The sequence below is a fragment of the Kitasatospora sp. NPDC101235 genome (genome assembly GCF_044767505.1).
Classification (GTDB): Bacteria; Actinomycetota; Actinomycetes; order Streptomycetales; family Streptomycetaceae; genus Kitasatospora.
The window spans coordinates 85,168-108,137 of record NZ_JBIWNZ010000030.1; the positions used below are offsets into that span (position 1 = coordinate 85,168).

Annotated in this window: 20 protein-coding genes, 1 pseudogene and 1 riboswitch; of the genes and pseudogenes, 10 read left to right on the plus strand and 11 right to left on the minus strand. The window is 71.1% G+C overall.

Annotation, left to right across the window (positions count from 1 at the left end):
- Positions 1-130: 130 nt before the first annotated feature.
- The 4 genes from ACIRRH_RS35410 to ACIRRH_RS35425 all read left to right on the plus strand — a co-directional run bounded on the left by ACIRRH_RS35410 (position 131) and on the right by ACIRRH_RS35425 (position 4,904).
- Positions 131-1,132 (plus strand): carbohydrate ABC transporter permease, encoded by a 1,002-nt coding sequence (locus tag ACIRRH_RS35410; RefSeq protein ID WP_403075730.1) that lies wholly within the window; start codon positions 131-133, stop codon positions 1,130-1,132.
- A 40-nt stretch (positions 1,133-1,172) separates the two neighbouring features.
- Positions 1,173-2,078, plus strand: a complete 906-nt coding sequence (locus tag ACIRRH_RS35415; protein ID WP_403075732.1) for a sugar ABC transporter permease — start codon at positions 1,173-1,175, stop codon at positions 2,076-2,078.
- Positions 2,079-2,161: 83 nt separating this feature from the next.
- Positions 2,162-3,859, plus strand: coding sequence for a glycoside hydrolase family 13 protein (locus ACIRRH_RS35420; RefSeq protein ID WP_403075735.1), 1,698 nt, complete (start codon positions 2,162-2,164; stop codon positions 3,857-3,859).
- Between the two features lie 25 nt (positions 3,860-3,884).
- Positions 3,885-4,904 (plus strand): LacI family DNA-binding transcriptional regulator, encoded by a 1,020-nt coding sequence (locus ACIRRH_RS35425; protein ID WP_403075738.1) that lies wholly within the window; start codon positions 3,885-3,887, stop codon positions 4,902-4,904.
- Between the two features lie 100 nt (positions 4,905-5,004).
- Here ACIRRH_RS35425 and ACIRRH_RS35430 read toward each other — a convergent pair whose 3' ends face one another.
- The 3 genes from ACIRRH_RS35430 to ACIRRH_RS35440 all read right to left on the minus strand — a co-directional run bounded on the left by ACIRRH_RS35430 (position 5,005) and on the right by ACIRRH_RS35440 (position 8,345).
- The gene (locus ACIRRH_RS35430) at positions 5,005-5,205 is read right to left on the minus strand and encodes a hypothetical protein (RefSeq protein WP_403075740.1); all 201 of its coding nucleotides are present in this window, start codon (positions 5,203-5,205) and stop codon (positions 5,005-5,007) included.
- Positions 5,206-5,477: 272 nt separating this feature from the next.
- Complete coding sequence (locus ACIRRH_RS35435) at positions 5,478-6,776, minus strand: transglycosylase family protein (protein WP_403075742.1); 1,299 nt, start codon at positions 6,774-6,776, stop codon at positions 5,478-5,480.
- A riboswitch (cyclic di-AMP (ydaO/yuaA leader) is annotated at positions 6,763-6,964 on the minus strand. It overlaps the preceding gene by 14 nt.
- A 421-nt stretch (positions 6,965-7,385) precedes the next feature.
- Complete coding sequence (locus tag ACIRRH_RS35440; protein WP_403075745.1) at positions 7,386-8,345, minus strand: hypothetical protein; 960 nt, start codon at positions 8,343-8,345, stop codon at positions 7,386-7,388.
- Positions 8,346-8,893: 548 nt separating this feature from the next.
- Between ACIRRH_RS35440 and ACIRRH_RS35445 the strand changes: the two genes are divergently transcribed.
- The gene (locus ACIRRH_RS35445) at positions 8,894-9,157 is read left to right on the plus strand and encodes a DUF397 domain-containing protein (protein WP_097235176.1); all 264 of its coding nucleotides are present in this window, start codon (positions 8,894-8,896) and stop codon (positions 9,155-9,157) included.
- Between the two features lie 447 nt (positions 9,158-9,604).
- Here ACIRRH_RS35445 and ACIRRH_RS35450 read toward each other — a convergent pair.
- Positions 9,605-10,069 (minus strand): annotated as a pseudogene (locus tag ACIRRH_RS35450) (ATP-binding protein); the annotation flags it as partial.
- 418 nt (positions 10,070-10,487) lie between these two features.
- On the opposite strand from ACIRRH_RS35450, the gene ACIRRH_RS35455 reads away from it, so the two are divergent.
- The gene (locus ACIRRH_RS35455; protein WP_224280835.1) at positions 10,488-11,354 is read left to right on the plus strand and encodes a helix-turn-helix transcriptional regulator; all 867 of its coding nucleotides are present in this window, start codon (positions 10,488-10,490) and stop codon (positions 11,352-11,354) included.
- Between the two features lie 79 nt (positions 11,355-11,433).
- On the opposite strand, the gene ACIRRH_RS35460 is transcribed toward ACIRRH_RS35455, so the two are convergent.
- Together ACIRRH_RS35460 and ACIRRH_RS35465 are read right to left on the minus strand one after the other, a co-directional pair.
- Positions 11,434-12,039, minus strand: coding sequence for a TetR/AcrR family transcriptional regulator (locus ACIRRH_RS35460; protein WP_403075747.1), 606 nt, complete (start codon positions 12,037-12,039; stop codon positions 11,434-11,436).
- Positions 12,040-12,267: 228 nt separating this feature from the next.
- Positions 12,268-13,782: an MFS transporter gene (locus tag ACIRRH_RS35465; RefSeq protein WP_403075749.1), complete on the minus strand. Its 1,515-nt coding sequence runs from the start codon at positions 13,780-13,782 to the stop codon at positions 12,268-12,270.
- Between the two features lie 87 nt (positions 13,783-13,869).
- On the opposite strand from ACIRRH_RS35465, the gene ACIRRH_RS35470 reads away from it, so the two are divergent.
- Positions 13,870-14,304, plus strand: coding sequence for a MarR family winged helix-turn-helix transcriptional regulator (locus ACIRRH_RS35470; RefSeq protein WP_403075752.1), 435 nt, complete (start codon positions 13,870-13,872; stop codon positions 14,302-14,304).
- A gap of 41 nt (positions 14,305-14,345) precedes the next feature.
- On the opposite strand, the gene ACIRRH_RS35475 is transcribed toward ACIRRH_RS35470, so the two are convergent.
- From ACIRRH_RS35475 to ACIRRH_RS35495, 5 genes are all read right to left on the minus strand, one after another.
- Entirely contained in the window at positions 14,346-15,293 is a 948-nt protein-coding gene (locus ACIRRH_RS35475; protein ID WP_403075755.1) for a M56 family metallopeptidase, read from the minus strand.
- Positions 15,294-15,468: 175 nt separating this feature from the next.
- Complete coding sequence (locus ACIRRH_RS35480) at positions 15,469-16,023, minus strand: DUF5134 domain-containing protein (protein ID WP_403075758.1); 555 nt, start codon at positions 16,021-16,023, stop codon at positions 15,469-15,471.
- A 298-nt stretch (positions 16,024-16,321) separates the two neighbouring features.
- Positions 16,322-17,080: an amino acid ABC transporter ATP-binding protein gene (locus ACIRRH_RS35485; protein ID WP_403075761.1), complete on the minus strand. Its 759-nt coding sequence runs from the start codon at positions 17,078-17,080 to the stop codon at positions 16,322-16,324.
- A complete protein-coding gene (locus ACIRRH_RS35490; protein WP_403075779.1) occupies positions 17,077-17,976 on the minus strand; it encodes an amino acid ABC transporter permease in 900 nt (299 codons plus the stop codon). The genes ACIRRH_RS35485 and ACIRRH_RS35490 overlap by 4 nt, the downstream gene beginning before the upstream one ends.
- A gap of 50 nt (positions 17,977-18,026) precedes the next feature.
- Positions 18,027-18,914 carry an ABC transporter substrate-binding protein gene (locus ACIRRH_RS35495; protein WP_403075764.1) on the minus strand — a complete coding sequence of 296 codons (888 nt, stop codon included), beginning with the start codon at positions 18,912-18,914 and terminating at the stop codon, positions 18,027-18,029.
- A 527-nt stretch (positions 18,915-19,441) separates the two neighbouring features.
- On the opposite strand from ACIRRH_RS35495, the gene ACIRRH_RS35500 reads away from it, so the two are divergent.
- From ACIRRH_RS35500 to ACIRRH_RS35510, 3 genes are read left to right on the plus strand one after another with little or no spacing between them, the layout of a single operon-like run.
- Entirely contained in the window at positions 19,442-20,842 is a 1,401-nt protein-coding gene (locus ACIRRH_RS35500) for a DUF6421 family protein (protein WP_403075766.1), read from the plus strand.
- Positions 20,839-21,597, plus strand: coding sequence for an SDR family NAD(P)-dependent oxidoreductase (locus tag ACIRRH_RS35505; protein WP_224280827.1), 759 nt, complete (start codon positions 20,839-20,841; stop codon positions 21,595-21,597). The genes ACIRRH_RS35500 and ACIRRH_RS35505 overlap by 4 nt, the downstream gene beginning before the upstream one ends.
- Positions 21,594-22,670 (plus strand): threonine aldolase family protein, encoded by a 1,077-nt coding sequence (locus tag ACIRRH_RS35510; protein WP_403075782.1) that lies wholly within the window; start codon positions 21,594-21,596, stop codon positions 22,668-22,670. Before ACIRRH_RS35505 ends, ACIRRH_RS35510 begins: the two co-directional genes overlap by 4 nt.
- The last annotated feature ends 300 nt before the right edge of the window (positions 22,671-22,970 follow it).

Genomic DNA, 22,970 nt, shown 5'->3' on the forward strand with positions numbered 1-22,970 from the left:
GAACAGATTTCATCATCTGTCAGTCGTCAGTTGTTCGCGGTCTGCTGTTCGTTGCCGCCCGTCACCTGTCGTCCTCCGGTGGGCCGGGCCGTCGGCTCCCCCGAGAATTCCCCCCGAGAAGGTGTAAACGATGTCAGTCGCCGTGCAGGGCGCCACCGGCAAGGGCAGCCGGGAGCGCGAGCAGCGTCCGGGCCTGCTGGAACGCGTCAAGCGCTCCTACGCCAAGCACTGGTACGCCTACGCGATGATCGCCCCGGTCGTACTGGTGCTCGGTGTGCTGGTGCTCTACCCGCTCGCCGAGGGCATCTGGCTCACCCTCACCGACGCCAACAGCCTCAACGTGGCCCGCAAGATCGGCGTCAATGAGATCCCGGCGAGCTACAAGTTCGTCGGCTTCCACAACTACGCCGACATCCTGTGGGGCCCCGGCTCGTACGACCGCTTCTGGTCGCACTTCGTCTGGACCATCGCCTGGACGGCGATCTGCGTCTTCCTGCACTACACCCTCGGCCTCGGCCTCGCGCTGCTGCTCAACCAGAAACTGCGCGGCCGCGCCGCCTACCGGTTGCTGCTCATCCTGCCCTGGGCCGTACCGACCTTCGTCACCGTCTTCTCCTGGCGACTGATGCTCGCCGACGGCGGCGTCGTCAACGGCATCCTCTCCTTCCTGCACCTGCCCGAGCCGGGCTGGCTCACCGAGCCGTGGGCGCAGAAGGCTGCCGCGATCATGGTGAACACCTGGGCCGGTGTGCCGTTCATGATGATCTCGCTGCTCGGCGGCCTGCAGTCGATCCCGGCCGAGCTGTACGAGGCCGCCGAGATGGACGGTGCCACCGCCTGGCAGCGCTTCCGGTTCGTCACCCTGCCCGGGCTGCGCTCCGTCTCCTCCACGGTCGTGCTGCTCGGCGTGATCTGGACGTTCAACCAGTTCAACGTCATCTTCCTGCTGTTCGGCACCGGCGCCCCCGACGCCCAGCTGCTGGTCACCTGGGCGTACCGGCTCGGCTTCGGCCAGATCCCCCGGGACTACGCGCAGTCCGCCGCCTACGGCGTGATCCTGCTGTCCATCCTGATCGTCTTCACCGCCTTCTACCGGCGCTGGCTCGCCCGCAACGAGCAGGCCAACGGCTGAGGCCCCGGACCCAGTTGACCCACGAAGGCAGGTAACCCCGATGAGCACCACCACCGAACTCCCGGTCCCGGCGGCGACCGCGGCCCCGGCCGCCCGGCCCGCCAAGGTCCGCCGCCGCGGCGAGCGCAGCCCGCTGGCCCGGGCGCTGTCCCACGGCACCCTGATCCTGGCCGGCCTGATCGCGCTGTTCCCGGTCGCGTGGATCCTGTTCGTCTCGCTCGGCCCGGACAAGACCGACTACCTCCACCCCGGCGAGATCTTCGGCAAGCTGACGCTGTCGAACTACCAGCACGTGCTCTCCGACACCGACTTCTTCACCTGGTTCGGCAACGCCCTGCTGGTCTCCGGCATCACCACCGTGTTCGGCGTGCTGCTCGCCGCCACCACCGGCTACGCCGTCTCCCGGATGAAGTTCCCCGGGCACAAGCCGCTGATGTGGTCGCTGCTGGTGACCCAGATGTTCCCGATCGCGGTGCTGATCGTGCCGATGTACACGATGCTCTCCGAGCTCGGCCTGCTGGACAGCTACACCGGCCTGATCCTGGTCTACTCGACCACCACCGTGCCGTACTGCGCCTGGCTGCTGAAGGGCTACTTCGACACCATTCCGGTGGAGATCGACGAGGCCGGCCGGGTCGACGGGCTCAGCCCCTTCGGTACCTTCTGGCGGCTGGTGCTGCCGCTCGCCCGCCCGGGCCTGGCGGTGGCGGCCTTCTACTCCTTCCTCACCTACTGGGCCGAGGTGCCGTTCGCCTCCACCTTCATGCTCAGCTCCGACAAGTACACGTTGGCCGTGGGCCTCCAGACCTTCGTCAGCGAGCACGACGCCCAGTGGAACCTGATGGCCGCGACCGCGGTGCTGATCGCGATCCCGTCCGCGGCCTTCTTCTACCTGGTGCAGCGCCACCTGGTCACCGGCCTGACCGCCGGTGCCTCCAAGTCGTAACGCGCCGCCACGCCGTCACGCGCCGCCACGCGCCTCCACGTCCCAGAGCCTTCCGCTCCTCTAATCCCCAAGGGATACCGTCCATGACCCAGAACCTGGCCGACACCTCCCGGCCTGCCGCCGACACCGCTCACGAGGCGAACGTCAGCGCGTCCAGAGGCTGGTGGCGGGACGCGGTCATCTACCAGGTGTACCCGCGCAGCTTCGCCGACTCCAACGGCGACGGCATGGGTGACCTGCCCGGCATCCGTAGCCGTCTGCCCTACCTGCGCGACCTCGGCGTGGACGCGGTCTGGCTCTCGCCGTTCTACGCCTCGCCGCAGGCGGACGCCGGCTACGACGTCGCCGACTACCGCGCCGTGGACCCGATGTTCGGCACCCTGCTGGACGCCGACGCCCTCATCCGGGACGCCCACGACCTGGGCCTGCGGATCATCGTCGACCTCGTCCCCAACCACTCCTCGGACCAGCACGAGTGGTTCCAGCGCGCCCTGCGCGAGGGCCCTGGCTCCCCGCTGCGCGACCGCTACCACTTCCGCCCCGGCAAGGGCGAGCAGGGCGAACTGCCGCCCAACGACTGGGAGTCCATCTTCGGCGGCCCGGCCTGGACCCGCACCGAGAACCCGGACGGCACCCCCGGCGACTGGTACCTGCACCTGTTCGCCCCGGAGCAGCCCGACTTCAACTGGGAGAACCCGGCGGTCGCCGACGAGTTCCGCTCGATCCTGCGGTTCTGGCTCGACATGGGCGTGGACGGCTTCCGCATCGACGTCGCCCACGGCCTGGTCAAGGCCCCCGGCCTGCCCGACCTCGGCGGCGCCGACCAGCTCAAGCTGCTCGGCAACGACGTCATGCCGTTCTTCGACCAGGACGGCGTGCACGAGATCTACCGCAGTTGGCGCAAGATCCTCGACGAGTACCCGGGGCAGCGGATCGGCGTCGCCGAGGCCTGGACCCCGACCGTCCAGCGCACCGCCAACTACGTCCGTCCCGACGAGTTGCACCAGGCCTTCAACTTCCAGTACCTGGGCACCGATTGGGACGCCACCGCGCTGCGCGAGGTGATCGACCTCTCGCTCGACTCGATGCGCCCGGTCGACGCCCCCACCACCTGGGTGCTGTCCAACCACGACGTCACCCGGCACGCCACCCGGTTCGCCAACGAGCCCGGCCTCGGCACCCAGATCCGCACTCCCGGCGACCGCGAACTCGGCCTGCGCCGCGCCCGCGCCGCCACCTTGCTGATGCTCGCGCTGCCCGGCTCGGCGTACGTCTACCAGGGCGAGGAGCTCGGCCTGCCGGACGTCACCGACCTGCCCGACGAGGTCCGCCAGGACCCGTCCTTCTTCCGCCAGGCGGGTCAGGACGGCTACCGCGACGGCTGCCGCGTCCCGATCCCGTGGTCCGGCACCGAGGCCCCGTACGGCTTCGGGCCGGTGGCCGGCGGGCCGTCCTGGCTGCCGCAGCCGGCCGAGTGGGCCGAGCTGAGCGTCGAGGCGCAGACCGGCGACCCGACGTCCACCCTGGAGCTCTACCGCAGCGCGCTGGCCGTCCGCCGGGCGCAGTCCGACCTCGGCGCAGGCACCGGCGTCGAGTGGCTGGAGAGCCCCGAGGGCACCCTGGCGTTCCGTCGCGGCGCCTTCGTCTGCACCGTGAACACCACCGGCGAGCCGGTGCGGATCGCGGCCCCGGGCACGCTGTTGCTGGCCTCGGCGGACCTCGTGGTGGACGGCGGCGAGACGGTGCTCGCTCCGGACAGCACCGGCTGGTGGGCGGTCTGACGTGGTTGGAATAGGCTCTGGGACCGTGACTACGGCGCGACTCTCAGACATCGCGGCGCAGGCGGGGGTCAGTGAAGCCACCGTCTCCCGCGTGCTCAACGGCAAGGCGAACGTTTCCGCCGCCACCCGGCAGACCGTGCTGGCGGCGCTCGACGTGCTCGGGTACGAGCGGCCGACCCGCCTTCGCCAGCGCAGCGCCGGGCTGATCGGACTGATCACGCCGGAGCTGAGCAACCCGATCTTCCCCGCGCTGGCCCAGGTGATCGAGCAGGTGCTCAGCCGGCACGGCTACACCCCGGTGCTGTGCACCCAGACGCCGGGCGGGTCCACCGAGGACGAACTGGTGGAGATGCTGGTGGACCGGGGCGTGGCGGGCATCGTCTTCGTCTCCGGGCTGCACGCCGACAGCACTGCCGACCACGACCGCTACGCCCGGCTGGCCGGGCGCGGGGTACCGTTCGTGCTGATCAACGGCTACAGCGAGAAGATCGACGCGCCGTTCATCTCGCCGGACGACCGGGCCGCGATGTGGATGGCCGTCCAGCACCTGGCCGAACTCGGGCACGAGCGGATCGGGCTGGCCGTCGGTCAGCGCCGGTACGTGCCGGTGCTGCGTAAGATCGAGGGCTTCACGGCGGCGATGCGCGAGGTGCTCGGACGCACCCGGGAGGAGGCCGAGAACCTCGTCCACCACACGCTGTTCAGCGTGGAGGGCGGGCACGCGGCGGCCGGCGCGCTGCTCGACAAGGGCTGCACGGCGATCGTCTGCGGGAGCGACATGATGGCGCTCGGGGCGATCCGGGCGGTGCGGCAGCGCGGGCTGTCGGTGCCGCAGGACGTGTCGGTGGTCGGCTTCGACGACTCGCCGCTGATCGCCTTCACCGAGCCGCCGTTGACCACGATCCGCCAGCCGGTCGAGGCGATGGCCACGGCGGCGGTGGACGCGCTGCTGGAGGAGGTCGGCGGAAACGCGGCCCAGCGCGGCGAGTTCATGTTCCAGCCGGAGCTGGTGATGCGCGGGTCCACCGGGGCCTGCGCGCGCTGAGCCCCGGCCGCCAGGGCCGAACGAACGGGCCCCGGAGAGCGGTTGCTCTCCGGGGCCCGTTCGGCGTGCGTGCGGTCGGCCGTCGCGGGCCCTCAGGCAGTCAGCCCTCCTGGGTGGTGGGGCGGTCGACGGTCAGACGGTGTCCGTCGGCGGCCTCGCCGGTACGGGTCTCGGTGCGGCGGCCGCGGGCCAGGTAGTCGCGCAGGACCAGTTCGACGGCGTCCTGGGGGTTCTTGGTACCGGAGAGCATCATCGCGTCGATCGCGAGGTTCGCGTCGAGAGTGATGGTGACCTGGGCCATGTGACTCCTCCTCGGGTGCAGAGCAGCAGCATGCCCGTTGGGGCGGGGATCCACCACGGGATATGGCGGAACCGCCGGAGGGGGACCGCGGAACCGTCGGCGGGAACGCCGGAACCCCCGGGGAGGAGCGACCAGACTTCTCCCCGGGGGTGGTGGGTGGTCGGCGTGCGGATGACGACCGACGGGTAACAGATGACAGATGTTGAAATCTGTTATCTGTCATCTGTTACCCGTCGGCTGTCACCGGTTGTCCGCCCGCCGTTGCGCCGTCCTCAGACCCGGCCGGCGAAGTCCGGGGCCCAGTTGGCGATGCTCTGCTCGCGGACGCCCGAGCTCGGGTTGGCGGCCTCGACGTACTTGCCGTTACCGACGTAGATCGCGACGTGGTAGACGCCGGAGTCCTTGCCGTTGTTGGACCAGAACAGCAGGTCGCCAGGCTGGAGGCTGTCCAGCGAGACGTGGGTGCTGGCGGCGGCCTGGTCGGCGGCGACGCGCGGGATGGAGATGCCCGCGGCGCGCAGCGCGGCCTGGGTCAGACCGGAGCAGTCCCAGCCGCCGTTGCCGGTGCCGCCGTAGACGTACGCCTGACCGACCTTCGACTCGGCGAAGGAGACCGCGGCGGCCATGCCGCTGGTGGCGGCAGGAGTCTGGGTCTGCGGAGCGGGCTTGGCGGCCGGCTTGGCGGCCGGGGCCTGCGCCTGCGCCTGGGTCTGGGTCTGCGCGGTCGGCCGGGCGTTCACCGCACCTCCGTTCGCGGACTGACCGGACTTCTGCGAGCGGTCGAACCAGGTGAAGTCCGAGCCGGCGGTGGAGGACTGGCCGGCCTGGGCCTGGCCGTTGCCGCCGAGGGACAGGTGCTGGCCCGGGTAGATGGTGTCCGGGCCCTCGGTCAGGCTGCCGCGGTTCAGCTCGTACAGCCGCTGCCAGCCACCCTGCACGTTGTGCTGGTCGGCGATCGAGGACAGCCAGTCGCCCTCGACCACGGTGTAGTCCCCGCCCTGGGCCTGCGCGCCGTCCTGGGCGGGCGCGGCGGGCTTGGCGGCCGGGGTCTGGGGCTGCGCGGGCTTGGCGGTGGGCTTCGCGGCCGGAGCGGCCGGCTTGACGCTCTGCTGGGCGGGCTTGGCGGCGGACGAACCGGCGGTGGAGCCCGCCGAGGTGTCGACCGACGCGGCGGCGCCGCCCTTGGTGAGGCCCGCCTGGACGGAGCACACCGGCCAGGCGCCGGGGCCCTGCGAGGCGAGGACCTTCTCGGCGACGGCGATCTGCTGGTCCTTGGTGGCCAGGTCGGCGCGCGCCGCGAAGGTCGCGCCACCGAAGGCGGACCAGGTGCTGGAGGTGAACTGGAGGCCGCCGTAGAAGCCGTTGCCGGTGTTGATGCTCCAGTTGCCGCCGCTCTCGCACTGGGCGACCTTGTCCCAGGTGGCGACGGAGGCGGCGGAGGCGGCGCCGGAGGTGAGGCAGGGGACGGTGAGGCCGACGCCCGCGACGCCGAGGGCGGCGATCACGCGGTGGGCGCGGCTGGACGGGCGAGTGCCGTTGGTGGGCAGCATGAAGACGCGGTCCTCTCCCACGCCTGCGAGGTGAGCTGTCGGATTCGGGCTGGAGTTGCCCGGCCGCGCGGTGGGCGCGGCTTCACCCCTAGCCCTGGACCGTTCCGGAGACCGGTCCGGGGCGACTTACCTGTGGGTCCCCCGCTCCTGCCGTGGTGCGTTTTTGCGCTGCCAGGACATCCGACGGCAGGATTCGGCGTTGCGGATGAACCGGGTTCGTGTGGTTACGAACGGGGAGCACGTTAATCAGACTTAAGTTCAAACCGCAAACGGCTGTGATGCACATCACGGTTTAGTGGGAACTGCCAAAATTGCAGCCCACCATGATCGCAAATGATCATTTGTAGGCAACGCTATTGCGGAAATCCACAACTGGCTCCGCCTCAGGAGAGGCGTGACGATGCGTCGAATTGCGGAACGGCGCACTCGGGCGAACGGGGGAGCGGCTGCGATTCGCACGCCCGGGCGGGTGCTCCCTATTTCCTTCCAAATAGCACCAGAACGGACATTCCACACCGTTGCCGTTCGGCTCCCGTGCGGGACGCACGGGGCGAGAAGGGGAAAGCGAAGGGTCCGGAACGCAAGCCGTTCCGGACCCTTCGGTGCGCGCGAACCGGCGCGCGGTGTCGACTACTGCCCCGAGGCCCCCTCGGCGGCCGCGTGGGCGCCACGAGTGCCCTCCATGGCCCCCTCGGCCTCGGCGGCGGCCGCCGCCTCCGCCTCGGCCCGCGCCAGGTCCTCCGGGGACGGCGTGGGCAGTGCGGCCAGGTAGGTGGAGGCGATCAGCTGGCCGACCGACGGGTACGCGCCCAGCGGCGCGGCCGACGGGCAGCCGGTCTCCTCGGCGGCGGTGGCGAGCAGCTCGGAGTCCGCCTCCGGACCGATCACCAGCGGGGCCAGCGCCGGGCGCTGCGAGCCGGTGTCCTTGAGGTGGTTGACGGCCGCGGCCACCGAGCCGGGCACGTCGAGCGCGGCGGCGACGACCGGCACGGCCAGTCGGGCGGCCAGCAGCACGCCGGTGATGCCGGCCGCGGCGGCCGCGTCCTCGCCGCCGACGGTGGTCAGCACCACGCCGTCCGCAGCGGTCGCGATGGCGAACAGCCGGGCGCGGTCGGCCCGGGCCAGCCCGGCCTCGGACAGTCGGACGTGCACGGCCTCGGCCAGCAGCGGGTGCGGGCCCAGCGGGTCGGTGACGGGCGCGCCGTACTCGGCGGCGATCGCGTGAAGCTCGGTCAGGAAGGTGTGCGGGCCGGGCACCAGCGGCACCAGGACGGGCGTCGGCAGTCCGGCCTCGGCGGCCAGGGTCAGCAGCTCGGCCACGGTGCGGTCCTCGCCGCCGGGGCCCTCGGTGCCGTCGCCGGCGAGGTAGCCGACCGCGGTCTGGACGCCGTTCTGCTCGGTGCGGACGATCGAGAGCAGTTCCTCGACGACCGAACGGGACTCGGGCCCGGCGGTCGCGGGCACGGCGAGCACCAGGGTCGGGGCGCCGGCCGGGATCTCGGGGCGCTCGGGACGACGGTGGCGCCCCCGCGCACGGGAGCCTGGGGTACGGACGGGCAGTGGCGCGCCCGGGATGGCTGCGGTGCTCATGCCGGAGATCGTAGGACATCTGCTCGTCCGGCTTGCAGTCGGCTGCCGTTCGGGTTTCGCGTGGACGCGGTGCGTCTCCGGAGCCGGTCCGGGCGTATTGCCTACAATCCGGACATTCCTCGCCCAACCCACTCGCAGTCGCCGGTGGTTGCCTCGACGTGATTCGAGGGGGCGGGCGTTGCATCTGTGGCGCGTGAGATGTCTCACAGCATGGGGATGGCTTGACGGAGGGTCACGGGGGTGCGACTCCCGGCATTCGAAGATCAACATTTAGCGGGGAGGTGCTCACGGCCGGTTATCGAGAGCCCGGCGATTCCATCGGCTATGTCCGTTTACGTACCGTCAGGAGAAGGGCCCGTGAAGAGTTCGGGGCTGCGGATAAAAGGCCTCGTGCACCTGCAATGTCCCGTGCTGATGCACGTGCACTGCGGCTATCATCGCGTCAAGTGAGGCGTTGTGCCGGGCCGGTACGGGGCCGGTCCGTTCGTTCGGCGGTGCCGGGGGGCGCCGCGCTGGACGACAACTCCGGAGCTCTTCGGGAGATTTCTATGCACGACTCGCAGGACACGCACGGCTCGTACGACACCTACAACGGGATGGCTGCCGCCGATCTCCAGGGGGTGGTCTGGCAGAAGAGCCGGCACAGCAACTCCCAGGGCAACTGCGTCGAGTTCGCGGCCCTGCCGGGCGGCGATGTGGCGATGCGCAACTCGCGGTTCCCGGACGGTCCGGCCCTCATCTACACCCGGGCCGAGATCGCCGCCCTGCTGCTCGGGGCGAAGGACGGGGAGTTCGACCACCTGGCGGTCTGACCGGCCGCCGTGCTCCACCATCGGGGGGCCGTCGTGGGTGCCGACACCACGACGGCCTTTGTCTTTGCCTCCTGAGGATGCCTCTCGTCCGGATGCCATTGCGCCGGATGCTCTCCTCCGGAGGCCCCTTTCTTCTTTCTTCTCCGGACACCTCTTCTCCGGAGGCCTCCTCCGGTCCGGATCCGCCCGGCCGCACTGGGCCGCTCGCGGGTCCGTGGCGCCGGAAGGCCTCGGCGGGGCCTGGTGGAAGGGCCCGGGGTGTGGTCCTCCCGGGGGCTTCCCTCGACCGGCCGCGCGTCGTGCGGCGCAGGGTCCGTGCTGGGTGCGGGGCCCGTCCTAGGCAGAGCGCCGATGCCGCCCGCCGACGTCGACGGGGCCGTCGAGCGGTGAGCGGCCGCCGAGTCCGAGGTGTCCGTCCAGCGGGGAGCCGCCGACCGTCTCCGCCTCGAACATCGCCCAGACCACCTTGCCGCTGCCCAGCGGGTGCCAGCCCCAGGAGCGGCTGAACGACTCCACCAGGTGCAGCCCGCGGCCCGATTCGGCGACGAAGTCGGCCTCCCGGGCGACCGGGCCGAGGCTGCTCGGATCGCTCACCGCGCAGACCACCTGGGGTGCGCGGTGCACGAGGCTTATTCGGATCGGAAGCCGGCCGTCCGCGGTCGGCTGTATGGGAAAGTCGTACTCGCCCAGGGCGCCGCCCGACGGGTCGGGCCGTGCGCCGATCGCATGCCGGAGCGCGTTGGTCACGAGTTCCGAGGCCACCAGCGCGACGTCGTCGAACAGCTCCGTCAGGCCCCAGCGCTGGAGCGTGGTCCGAGCGAAGTCGCGCGCGGTTCTGACGGCTTCGAAGCGAGGAGCGAGCGTGCAGGTGACCACGTGGGGGTCAACCGCCAAGGCCGTACCGGTGCTCATGAAGAGCTCCTCCCATAAGGGGGCGGACACGGCTGGACCCGCCGGGGTCATGCCGGTCACCTCCGACTCGCTCGGCCGCTCGGCCGCCCCCTCGACCAGGCGCGCGCGCACTCGAACGCCCGATGGCGCGGGGGACGCCGTCGGGTCGGTGCACGGAGTCGCGCGTGGGGTCGACGCGGAGCCCGCGGGATTGCCAGGGATGTGCAGGTGCACGTGCACCATGGTGGTGTGCGCTCACTGCAGATGCAAGAGTCGATTCACGTGCAGTCGCACTATTGGCATATGCAAGCGCCGGATGCACGTGCATCCTGGTGCATGGGGTGCAGAACTGATAGGAACATCCGTCAGTATCGGCACCGTGAGCGCTCAACTGATGGCAGACTGTGCGCTGTTTGCCCTAGGTGGAGGTTTCGACTGCATGACCACAGTTCAGCCGGGCGGCGGCTCGATGGTCCGCCGGATCCTCCTCGGCTCGCAGCTGCGCCGCCTGCGCGAGGCGCGCGGCATCACCCGCGAGGACGCGGGCTACGCGATCCGGGCTTCCGAGTCCAAGATCAGCCGCATGGAACTCGGCCGCGTCAGCTTCAAGGAACGCGACGTCGCCGACCTGCTCAGCCTGTACGGCGTGGACGACGGGACGGAGCGGGAAGCCCTGCTCGGCCTGGTCCGCGAGGCCAACAAGTCCGGCTGGTGGCACAGCTTCAACGACGTGCTGCCGGGCTGGTTCCAGACCTACGTCGGCCTGGAGGAGGCCGCCCAGCTGATCCGAACCTACGAGGTGCAGTTCATCCCCGGGCTGCTCCAGTCCGAGGAGTACGCACGGGCGGTTTTCGGCCAAAGTCGGCCGGTCATCAGCGATGAGGAGGTCGAGCGGCGGGTCAGCCTCCGGCTGCGCCGCCAGAAGCTGCTGACCGAGGGCGCCAGCCCGCGCCTGTGGGCGGTCATCGACGAGGCCGCGCTGCGCCGGCCGGTCGGCGGGCCCAAGGTGATGCGCGGTCAGGTGCAGTACCTGATCGACGTCGCCGAGCAGGCCAACGTGGTCATCCAGGTCATGCCGTTCCGGTTCGGCGCGCACGCGGGCGAGTCCGGGGCGTTCACGATCCTGCGGTTCCCGGAGCAGGACCTCGCGGACGTGGTCTACCTGGAGCAGCTCACCAGCGCGCTCTACCTGGACAAGCGCGACGACGTCGACGCCTACATCCAGGTCATGGAGCGGCTCTGCGTGGACAGCCTCACGCCGGAACGCACGATAGACCTGCTCGCCTCGATCCTGAAGGAACGCTGAGTCGCTGCCGCCCGGGGCCTGTGAGCTCCCTCCCTCGCGAGGCCCCCCGGCAGCCGGTCACCAGGCCGCCCACCCGCCGTCAGTCGCGGGTCGGCGGCCGTTCGCGTTCAGGCGGGGACGGCTGCGGCGGGTGGCCCAGTTCCCACGCCAGGTCGTAGCGGCGGAAGAGGTCGGCCCGGATCGGCGCCAGCGGGATCTCGGCGCCCGGCAGCAGTACTCCGATGCAGCCGCCCATCAGCGCACTGCGCAGCACCGCGTGCTCGGCGACCGGGTCGGGTGCGCCCCAGTCCCGCAGCAGCCCCTGGAGGATGGCGCCGAGCTGCTGCTGCTCCGGGTCCTGGACGAAGGCACCGGTGTCCGGGTCGAGGATCAGTGCCAGGTGCGAGCGCATCACCCGGGGGTGGTCCATCGCCAGCCCGAGCACGGTGTCGATCGCCCGGGCGAGCCGGGCGTCGGGGGAGGAGTCGGGTGCCAGTTCCGCCAGCGCGCCGGACAGCGACTGGTGCATCATCCGGTGCGTCGCGGACTGCATGAGCAGCCGTTTGCCGTCGAAGTAGTACGAGAGCAGCCCGCGGGCGAGCCCGGCCCGTTCGGCGATGTCCGTCAGTGTGGTGCCCGCGTAACCGCGCTGGTCAACCAGCTCGACGGTGGCCCGCATGATGCGCCGGCGGGAACGTTGCCGCATCTCCTCATTGACCGAATCCGCGCGAGGTGCCATCGTGTCTGCTCCGAACGTTCGTTGGCTCCGAGCCAATATACTTGCGGAGCCGACAGCCTCCCGAGGAATCGCGTCCCGGTGGGCGCTGCCCGGGCGGCAGCCACGAAGACGGCCGGCTCCACCAACACGGGGGTTTGGTGGAGCCGGCGCCATTGCCCGACGGTCCGGAGGCCGGCCGCGGGCGGGGCCCGAGGGTCAGCGCTCGGTCAGGACCTCGGTCCGGGCCGCTGTCGATCCGGCCGGCGGATAGTCATAATCCGGCACCGGTACGGGAGTTGTCCTGCGACGTCGGTCCACCAGGGCGCCCGCCGCTGCGACCACCAGACCGACCAGGGCGACCGCGGTGACGAACATCAGCGCCGGCCGGTAGCCGTCCAGCTGGGCCTGCGGACTGTCGCCGCCCGCGCTGCCGGCCGTGATCATCGCGGTCGCTCCGGCCAGCACCACCGCGGTGCCGACCTGGATGGCGGTGTTCACCAGGCCCGAGGCCAGGCCCTGCTCCTCGTCGGCCACGCCGTCGGTGGCGGCGATGTTCACCGAGGGGAAGGCGAACGCGAAACCCACGCCGAGCAGCAGCATCGAGGGGAGCACCAGGCCCGGGTACGAGCTGTGCTCGTCCAGCCGCAGGAACAGCGCGAAGGCGGCGACCAGCGAGACCAGGCCGATCGGCAGCAGCCGCCCGGTGCCGAAGCGGTCCACGATCGGGCCCATGAAGGGCGCCGAGAGCGCGATGAGGGCCGCGGCCGGGAGCAGCCCGAGGGCCATCTCCAGGGCGGACCAGCCGAGCAGGTGCTGGAGGTAGAGGGTGACCACGAACTGGAAGCCGCCGTACGCGCCGGTCATCGCGAAGGCGACCACGTTGGCCCGGGCGACCGAGCCGTTGCGGAAGATGCCGAGCCGGACCAGCGGGTGCGCGGTGCGGCTCTCCACCCGCAGGAAGGCGGCGGCCAGCACGGCGACGACGAGCAGCGAGCCGAGGGTGCGCAGGCTCAGCCAGCCGGCGCCCTGGGCCTCGGTGACGGTGTAGACCAGCAGCAGCACGGTCGCGGTGCCGGTGATCGCGCCCAGCACGTCGTAGCCGCCCTTGGCGCGCTCCTCGACCGGCCGGGGGAGCAGCCGGACGGCGAAGACCAGGGCGAGCAGCGCGACCGGGACGGGCATCAGGAAGGTCCAGCGCCAGCCGACCTCGGTGAGCAGGCCGCTGAGCACCAGGCCGAGCGAGAAGCCGCTGGCAGCGCAGGTGGTGTAGATGGACAGTGCGCGGTTGCGGGCCGGGCCCTCCGCGAAGGTCGTGGTGATGATCGACAGGCCGGCCGGGGCGGTGAAGGCGGCGCTGACGCCCTTGAGGAAGCGGGCCGCGATCAGCAGGCCGCCGTCGTCGACCAGGCCGCCGGCCAGTGAGGCGGCGGCGAAGACGCCCAGGGCCACCAGGAACACCCGGCGGCGGCCGAGCAGGTCTGCGGCGCGGCCGCCGAGCAGCAGCAGGCCGCCGTAGCCGAGCACGTAGCCGGAGACCACCCACTGGAGGGTGGCGGTGGACAGGTGCAGGTCGGAGCCGATGGACGGGAGGGCGACGCCCACCATGGAGACGTCCAGGGCGTCCAGGAACATGGCGGCGCAGAGCACGATCAGGGTGCCCCAGAGGCGGGGATTCCAGTGCAGCCCGCTGGTTGACGGGGCGTCGGGTGGTGTGGCGGTCGCGGTGGTCATGGGGAGGACAGTACATGCACATGCATTCAATGCAAGTGAATTAGATGTGAACGCAATAATTGCCGATGCACGTGCTAGGGTGGCGGCGTGGCTGAACTCGACTCCCCGGCGGAGGCCGGTCTCGTCGCGCAGTGGCGCGAGCTGCTGGCCCGGCATGCCGCCGCGGCCTGCATGCTCGACCGCGAGCTGGGCGATCGGTACGGGCTGGGCATGAGCGAGTTCGAGGTGCTGGAGCGCCTCGTCGAGGAGTGCGGGGGCGGCGGCGGGCATGCGGTCCGGGTGAGCGATCTGGCCCACACCGTCCACCTGAGCCAGAGCGCGCTGTCCCGGCTGATCGCCCGCCTGGAGAAGGCCGGACTGGTCACCCGGGCGATGTGTGAGAGCGACCGGCGGGGCGTCCTGCTCACCCTCACCGAGGCCGGCCGGGAGCGCTACGAGCAGGCCAGGCCACTCCACCGCGAGGTGCTGGAGCTGACCCTCGGTGACGGGCTCGGCCCGGGCTGCGGAGCGCCTGGGGACTGACGGTCGGTCGCAAACGCCCGCAGTGTGCTGCGGGGCCGGCCTCAGAGCAGCGAGTGCAGCCCCGGAGCGGCGGCCAGCAGGACGACCACGGCGGGCGCGGCGAGCGCCGCGACGGTCAGTCGCAGCCGGTGCGGGACGGAGAGCCGCGGACGGCCCGCGAGCAGCCGGTCCACCCGCTTCGGGGACTGTGCCAGACCGGGCGGGCAGGATCCGAACACCCCGCGGTCCAGGTTGAGTTCGGCCAGCGCGAGGGCGGTGGTGTGCCGGCCGTGCCGGCGGGCGGCCCGGTCGTCGGCGGCCAGCTCGACCAACTCCGCCACCTGGTCCCGGAAGGCGCTGAACACGCCGACGCCGGGGAAGCCGGAAGCGAGCGCCTGGGAGAACTGCTGGAGCCAGTGGTGCCGGGCCCGGACGTGGCCGCGCTCATGGCTCAGCACGGCCGCCAGCTCCCGGTCGGTCAGTTGCTGGAGGGCGCCGGTGGTGACCACCAACCGGGAGTCCGGCCCGGGCAGCGACCATGCCTCCGGGCGGACGTTCTCCAGCACCACCAGCCGTTCCCGGCGGCTCCGGGCGGTCTCGATGGTGTCCGGCAACTCCGGTGCGCGGGTCTCCAGTTGGGCGTGCCGGCGATCACGCAGCGCCTTGGCCGTGCGGACCTCCCGGGTGAGCGCCAGCACCGTCTGCACCCCACCCGCAGCCAGCACCGCGGCGCACAGCCGGCCCCAGCCCTCGGCCTCCTGGAGGGCGTACGCCGCTTCCACGCCGTGCGGTGCGCCCGCGAACACCAGCGCGCGCAGCTCCGGCAGGGCGGCGGAGGCCGCCAGCACCAGGCTCAGCGCGCAGCAGAGCAGCACGGCCACCACCAGGCACTGCCACACCAGCAGTGCCAGCACCGGTTCGCGCTCCGCCCAGCGGGCCCGGGCCAGCAGCCGGGGCGCGACGGTCGAGAGCAGCAGTCCGAGCAGCAGAAGGCCGATCAGGGCAGGCATCGATGGGCTCCCCGAGTACGCACGGAACGCGACAACGCGCTCCCTGCCAACCTATGCGCTGGCGACGCCCGGTGGAACGGCTTTGGACCGGCCAGTGACCAACGCCACGCCCGGGTGGGGGTCTTGGGGTGCCGGACGTGGGAAGGTCGCACGGTCGCTGCACGGCAAACGGTCGTCACATGGTCAGGAGCATGGCGAACATGCCGATGCCCATGGTGAGCCGACAGGCCTGCGGCAGCCCGGCGGTGCCGACCGCGAGGGTGCCCGCCGGAGTGTGCAGCAGTCGGCTGCCGGCCCAGAGGGTGTACCCGCCGAAGTAGAGGAGGAGCGCCCCGGTCAGCACCGGAAGGCCGAGGGCGGAGGACTGGTGGTGCTCGTGGCCGGAGGCGACCGTCATGGCGAGGGCCATGTACGTCATGGCGAGCGCGCCGACGGCGTGGTGCAGCCGGTGCGCCCGCCCGGCCGGGGCGTGGGCGGCGGCGAACAGGAAGGCGGCGGCGGGGAGACCGAAGAGTCCGGCCCAGACGGCGGCCGGGACGGTGGTGCCGGTGACGGCCATCGCGGCCATGCCGAGCCCCATCAGGGCCTCGGCGGCGTCGGACTCGCGGGCGAGCGGCCGGTGCGCGCCGTCCGGGGCGCAGGGGGAGCGGCGCAGCCGGACCAGGCAGGAGGTGCCGACGCCGGCGGCGAGGAGGGCGAGGAGCCAGTTGACCAGGGCGGGTCCGTGCAACGGCGGCCTCCCGGGGCGGTGGGGCGCCGGGGCGGCAGCGGACAGGCGACAACGGACAGTGGTCAGCGAACAGATGATGAAATCTGTCGGCTGTCATCTGTTATCCGTCAGCTGTCGTCTGTTCGCCATTCCCCGTGCGCGGCGACGGACGTCCGGTCCACGATCACCGCACTCGGCCGGGTGCGGCCAGGGCGCGTACAGGGGCGCATGGTGGTGCCCGTCGTTGCGAAAGCCCTGGTTGCGCACCTGGTCGCACGCCCCGGTCGCGCGTGGCCACCCACCGCGCCGGTGAGGGAGGTCAGCCCTGAAGCCGCCCCGAGGCGACCACCCGGCTGAGGAACTGCCGGGTCCGTTCCTCCTGCGGATCGCCGAACACCTGCTCGGGAGGTCCCTGTTCGAGCACCACACCGCCGTCCAGGAAGCAGACCCGGTCGGCGACCTCGCGGGCGAAGCCCATCTCGTGGGTGGAGAGGACCATCGTCATCCCCTGCTCCTTGAGGTCCCGCACGACCGACAGCACCTCGCCGACCAGCACCGGGTCGAGCGCCGCGGTGATCTCGTCCAGGAGCAGCAGCCGCGGCCCGGTGGCCAGTGCGCGCACGATGGCGACCCGCTGCTGCTGCCCGCCGGAGAGCCGGTCCGGGTACTCCTTCGCCTTGGCCGCCAGCCCGAGCCGGTCGAGCAGTTCCAGCGCCCGAGCCTCCGCCTCGGCCCGGGCGACCCGGTGCACCCGGCGCGGTGCGAGCGTGACGTTCTCCAGCACCGTCAGGTGCGGGAACAGGTTGTACGACTGGAACACCACACCGATCCGGCGCCGCACGGCGTCCTCGTCCGCGCGCGGATCGGTGATCTCCTCGCCGTCCAGGAAGATCGCCCCGTCGTCGATCCCCTCCAGCAGGTTGACGCAGCGCATCAGCGTGGACTTGCCGGAGCCGGACGCCCCGATCAGCGCCGTCACCGAGTGCTCGGCCACGGCGAGGTCCACGTCCCGCAGCACCACCTGGCCACCGAAGGTCTTGCGCACCGACTCCAGCCGGAGCACCTCGTTCGACGTCACACCGCACCTCCCTGGAGCTGGCGGCGGTTCATCCGGGTGGTCAGCCAGTCGGCGAACCGGGTCAGCGGAATGGTCAGCACGATGAACACCAGCCCCGCCACCAGGTACGGCGTGAAGTTGAAGGACCGGGCCGCGATGATCTTCGCCGCGTACACCGCGTCGATCGCGCCGCCGATCGAGACCAGCCCGGTGTCCTTCTGGAGGCTCACCAGGTTGTTGAGCAGTGGCGGCACCACCCGGCGGACGGCCTGCGGCAGCACCACGTACCGCATCGCCTGCGCGTTGGTCAGCCCCAGCGACCGGGCCGCGGCCCGCTGGCTCGGGTGCACCGACTCGATGCCGGAGCGGAACACCTCGGACACGTACGCCGAGTACGTCAGCACCAGCGCCGCTCCGCCCAGCAGCAGCGGATCGGTGGTCACCCCGGTCAGCCGCAGTGCCGGCACCCCGGTGATCATCACCAGCAGGCAGATGATCATCGGCAGCCCGAGGAAGAAGTCCACGTACGCGGTGGCGAGCAGCCGCACCGGCAGGAAGACCGGCCCGCGCAGTGTCCGCAGCACCGCCAGCAGCAGCCCGAACAGCAGGATCAGCGCCCCGCAGCCGAGCATCAGCTCCAGGTTCAGCCGCAGCCCCTTCAGCACCTCGGGCAGCGCCTGGCGGGCGTAGTCGAGGTTGAAGAAGGTCCGCCGAGTCACCTCCCAGCCGGGGGAGTTGACGACCAGCAGGTAGAGCGCGACCGCCGTCGTCAGGGTCGACGCGGTGGCGATCAGCGCCGAGCGGCGGGCCCGGGCCCGCCGGTACGCCTCGTGCGCCAGCCGCCGCTCGGACGGGCGGTAGTCGTCCTCCGCGGCAGGCGCCCCGATCCGCACCGCCGGTGCCTTGGAAAGCTCCACCGCCGTGGTGTCCGCCGCCTCCCCGCTCAGCCCGGGGCCCAGGTCGGCACTCACTTCAGCACCGGTGCCGAGACGGCGTCGGAGAGCCACTGCTTCTCCAGCTTCGCCAGTGTGCCGTCGGTGCGCAGCGCGTCCACCGCCTGGGAGACGCAGCCGGTCAGCTTGGAGCCCTTGTCCAGCACCAGGCCGAACTGCTCGGCCTTCGCGGCCGTCTCGAACTGGCCGACCACCTGGGCCTCCGGGACCTCGGCGCCGGTGATGAAGAAGGCGGTCGGCAGGTCCACCACCAGGGCCTCGATCTGGCCGTTCTTCAGTGCGGCCTTGGCCAGGTCGTTGGAGTCGAAGACGGCCGGCTGGGTGCTCGGCTTGATGGTGTCGGTGATGGTCTCCAGGCTCGTGGTGCCGACCTGCGCGCCGAGCTTGGCGTCCTTGAGGTCGGCGATGCTCCTGGCGCCCGCCGCCTTGGAGTTCTTCAGTGCGATGACGGTCTGGCGTACGTCGTAGTAGCCGGAGGAGAAGTCCACCGCCTGCTTGCGTTCGTCGCTGATGGACACCTGGTTGATGTCGAAGTCGAAGTCCTTGGCGCCCGGCGAGGTCGCCTTGTTGAACGGCGCGACCACCCAGCTGACCTTTTCCTTCGGGTAGCCGAGCTTCTCCGCGACCGCGTAGGCCACGGCGGACTCGAAGCCCTTGCCGTTCTCCGGCTTGTCCTCGGAGAACCACGGGTCGTACGCGGGCTTGTCGGTGCCGACGGTCAGCGTTCCGGCGGTACGCGTGGCCAGTGCCCCCGGCGCGCAGCCCGCGGCCGACCCGGCCGAGCCCGAGGCACCGGAGGCGGCGTCGGACTTCGAGTCCTGTGGCGCGCAGGCGGTCAGCACGGCCGCGGCGGCGACCAGCGCGGCGATGGGCAGGACGGCGGACGGCTTGCGGAGGGTCATGACGGGGCTCCAGGGAAGGACCGGGCGGGACGGGAACAACGAGGGGCACGGGAGGGCACGACGGACGGCCCGCATCCCGGCGGGTCACTTCCCCCCGGTGGCGGCGCCGGAACACACGCGGCATGGTCGGCGTACGGGCCCGCGTCCGCGGCGCCCCCCGAGCCGGACCGGCAGCAGCCTGGTCGGCGGCAACCGGTCAACAGCAGCGGCGACAGCGGCAGCAGAGGCCGCGCGCGCGACAACGACGGCAGGCGTGCCGACGGGAGGACACCCGGTACGGGCTGTCGTGGCGTTCGGCCACCGTGATCACCGCCGGGAGCATGCGGGGAGGTTCGCATCACAACGGCGCATCTGTCCAGAACATCCAGATCACTGTCCACATGCCGGACAACCCGTCTCCCGCCGAAGGTTTCGGCACGGGAGCGGGGGTGTGCCGGAGTTTTGCCGGTCTGACCCCCCTTGAACGGAAGAACCTTTCGTACTTATGGTGTCCCCGTCGAAATAACTCCTGTCGAAGTGAGTCCACGATGCAGAATCTTTCGCCAAGGCTCGCTGTGGCGGCCGACGCCCCGGTCTCGACCCTCGCCGGCCTCCCGGCCTGGCAGCGCCTGAAGGAGGCCGTCGAGACGCTGCGCCCGCTCCAGTCCAAGGACGGCTCCATCGACCTGGCCGCCGTCCAGCGGCACACGGTCGACCCGCTGGTCGCCACCGTCCGCGCCGCCGTCCAGGAGCTCGCTCCGAACTTCCCGCACGACGCCGCCTACCTGGCCGCCGTCGACTCGGACCTCGCCAAGTGGGCCGACACCGGCTACCGCGAGCCCGACTTCCTGGACTCGCTGCTCGCCTTCCAGCCCGCCGACCAGCGCGAGGACGGGCTGGAGCACCTGGTCCTGTTCCCGATGTACACCCAGAACGGGAACCCGAACCGCAACCTGGAAGCCGTCCTGCTGCGCGTCGTGTGGCCCGACTGGCTGGCGGAGCTGGAGCGCACCCGCTTCGACAACCCGATGTTCGTGCCGATCACCTTCACGGACTTCACCGCCGGCTACGACACCAACTCCGCCGTGCTCTTCCCCGAGACGGTCGCCGTGCGCAAGGCGCCGGAACGTTTCACCTGGGGCGGCATCTTCTGCGACCGCGAGGCCGCCCGCTTCCGCGCCGTCTCCACCAGCGCCGTCCAGCAGCTCGGCCTGGAGATCCCGGCCGACGCCGAGGGCCTGCTCGAGGACCAGCAGCGCGCGCAGGAGACCTTCGTCCTGTGGGACCTGATCCACGACCGCACCCACAGCCACGGCGACCTGCCGTTCGACCCCTTCATGATCAAGCAGCGCAGCCCGTTCTGGATGTACGGCCTGGAGGAGCTCCGCTGCGACCTCACCACCTTCAAGGAGGCGGTGCAGCTGGAGACCGAGGGCAACCCGCACGCCCGCGACGTCCAGTACGCGGTCCTCTTCGACCGCCTGTTCCGCTTCCCGGTCTCCGGCGACCGGGTGCGCAACTACGACGGCATGGGCGGCCAGCTGCTCTTCGCCTACCTGCACAAGCACGACGCGCTGCGCTGGTGCGACAACCGCCTCACCATCGACTGGGAGCGCGCCCCGCAGGTCACCAACGCGCTCTGCGCCGAGATCGAGACCCTCTACCGCGACGGCATCGACCGGCCGAAGTCGGCCCACTGGATCGCCGCCTACGAGCTGGTCTCCCGCTACCTCACCCCGCACCCGGCCTCCACCTGGGCGAAGGGCCCCGAGGCCCTGCCGCTCGACATCACCGACGGCAAGGCCCTCAACAAGGCCCTGTGCGACGCCGTGCTCCCGGACGAGTTCCCGCTGAGCATGTTCTACGAGGCCCTCAACAAGAAGCTGAGCGGCGTCATCGCCGCCACCGCCGGCATCACCGGCGCCGGTATCCAGGGAGCCGCCGCGTGACCACCTCCACCAACGCCCCGCTGGCCGGCAAGGTCATCGCCGTCGCCGGAGCCAGCGGCCCGGCCGGCCGCGCCGTGCTGCGCCGCCTCACCGCCGACGGAGCCACCGTGATCGGCGCCGACATCGACGCCCAGCGCCTGGAGTCCGCCCTGGACGCCACCCGGGTGGCCGTCCGCGGAGCCAAGGTCAGCGGCCAGGTGATCGACCTGCTCGACCCGCAGGAGGTCCACGACTGGGCCGACCACCTGGAGTCCGAGCACGGCCACGTCGACGGCCTGTTCCACCTGGTCGGTGGCTGGCGCGGCAGCAAGACCTTCTTCGACACCAGGCTGGACGACTGGGACTTCCTGCACGACACCGTCGTGCGCACCCTCCAGCACACCTCGCTGGCCTTCCAGCCCGCGCTGGTCCGCAGCTCCGCCGGCCGCTACGCGATGATCTCCGCCGCGGCCGCGCACAAGCCCACCGCCGGCGGCGCCGCCTACGCGGCCGCCAAGGCCGCCACCGAGGCGTGGACCCTCGCCATGGCCGACTCCTTCAAGAAGGAGACCACGGCCCCGGACGGCGAGCCCACCGCGGCGGCTGCGATCCTGGTCATCAAGGCGCTGGTCAGTCCCGAAATGCGGGCCGAGAAGCCGGAGGCGAAGTTCACCGGCTTCACCGACACGGCCGACCTCGCCGGACACCTGGCGGGCCTCTGGGACCGCCCCGCAGCAGAACTGAACGGACAGCACCTGTGGCTGACAGCCCGATGACCGACCTCACCCGTACGGACGCGGTACGGCGGCACGACCCCGCCGTCCGCGGCTTCGCCAGCGACAACTACGCCGGCGTGCACCCGGAGGTCCTCGCCGCGATAGCCGTCGCCAACGGCGGTCACCAGATCGCCTATGGCGAGGACGACTACACGGCCCACCTCCAGGACGTCTTCCGCCGCCACTTCGGTGAGAAGGCCGAGGCCTACCCCGTCTTCAACGGCACCGGCGCCAACGTGGTCGCCCTCCAGTCGCTGCTCCCGCGCTGGGGCGCGGTGGTCTGCGCCGAGACGGCCCACATCCACGTGGACGAGGGCGGCGCGCCGGAGAAGATGGGCGGCATCAAGCTGCTCACCATCCCGACCCCGGACGGCAAGCTCACGCCCGAACTGCTCGACCAGCAGGCCTGGGGCTTCGGTGACGAGCACCGCGCGCAGCCGCTCGCGGTCTCCATCACCCAGAGCACCGAGCTCGGCACCCTCTACACCGCCGACGAGATCCGCGCGATCACCGAGCACGCCCATCAGCTGGGCATGCTCGTCCACGTGGACGGCTCCCGCCTGGCCAACGCCGCCGCCTCGCTCGGCCAGCCGCTGCGCGCCTTCACCACCGACGTGGGCGTCGACGTGCTCTCCTTCGGCGGGACGAAGAACGGCCTGCTGTTCGGCGAGGTCGTGGTGGTGCTCAACCCGGAGCGGGTGCGCAACATCAAGTACCTGCGCAAGACCTCGATGCAGCTCGCCTCGAAGATGCGCTTCGTCTCGGTCCAGTTCGAGGCGCTGCTCTCCGGTGACCTCTACCTGCGCAACGCCGGCCACGCCAACGCGATGGCCAGCCGCCTGGAGGCCGCAGTCCGGGAGATCGACGGCGTCGAGGTGGTCCGCCCGGTCCAGGCGAACGCGGTGTTCGCGATCCTCCCGCGCGAGGTGAGCGAGCGGCTCCAGAAGCGCTACCGCTTCTACTTCTGGAATGAGCACACCGGCGAGGTCCGCTGGATGTGTTCCTTCGACACCACGGAGGCCGACATCGACGCCTTCGCGGCGGCCATCGCCGAGGAGATGGGCCGCGCCTGACGGTGCTCGAACAACGGATCGTCCCGCCCTGCGACCGCAGGGCGGGACGATTTGCATGTGGCGGGCCCCTCCCCGTACAGTTCCGGAGTCGCCGCGGGAGACCGGGGCAGCAAAGCGGAAAGCGAATCCGATGAATGAAACTCCGGAAAACGGAGTGGAAAGCGTCTGATAAGCTGGAAACACGAAAGAACGAAGCCCGGAGGGCCCGCTGGAAGGCGGTCCGAAGGAAGCGTCCGTTCCTTGAGAACTCAACAGCGTGCCAAAAGTCAACGCCAGATATGTTGACATCCCCGGCCTCGG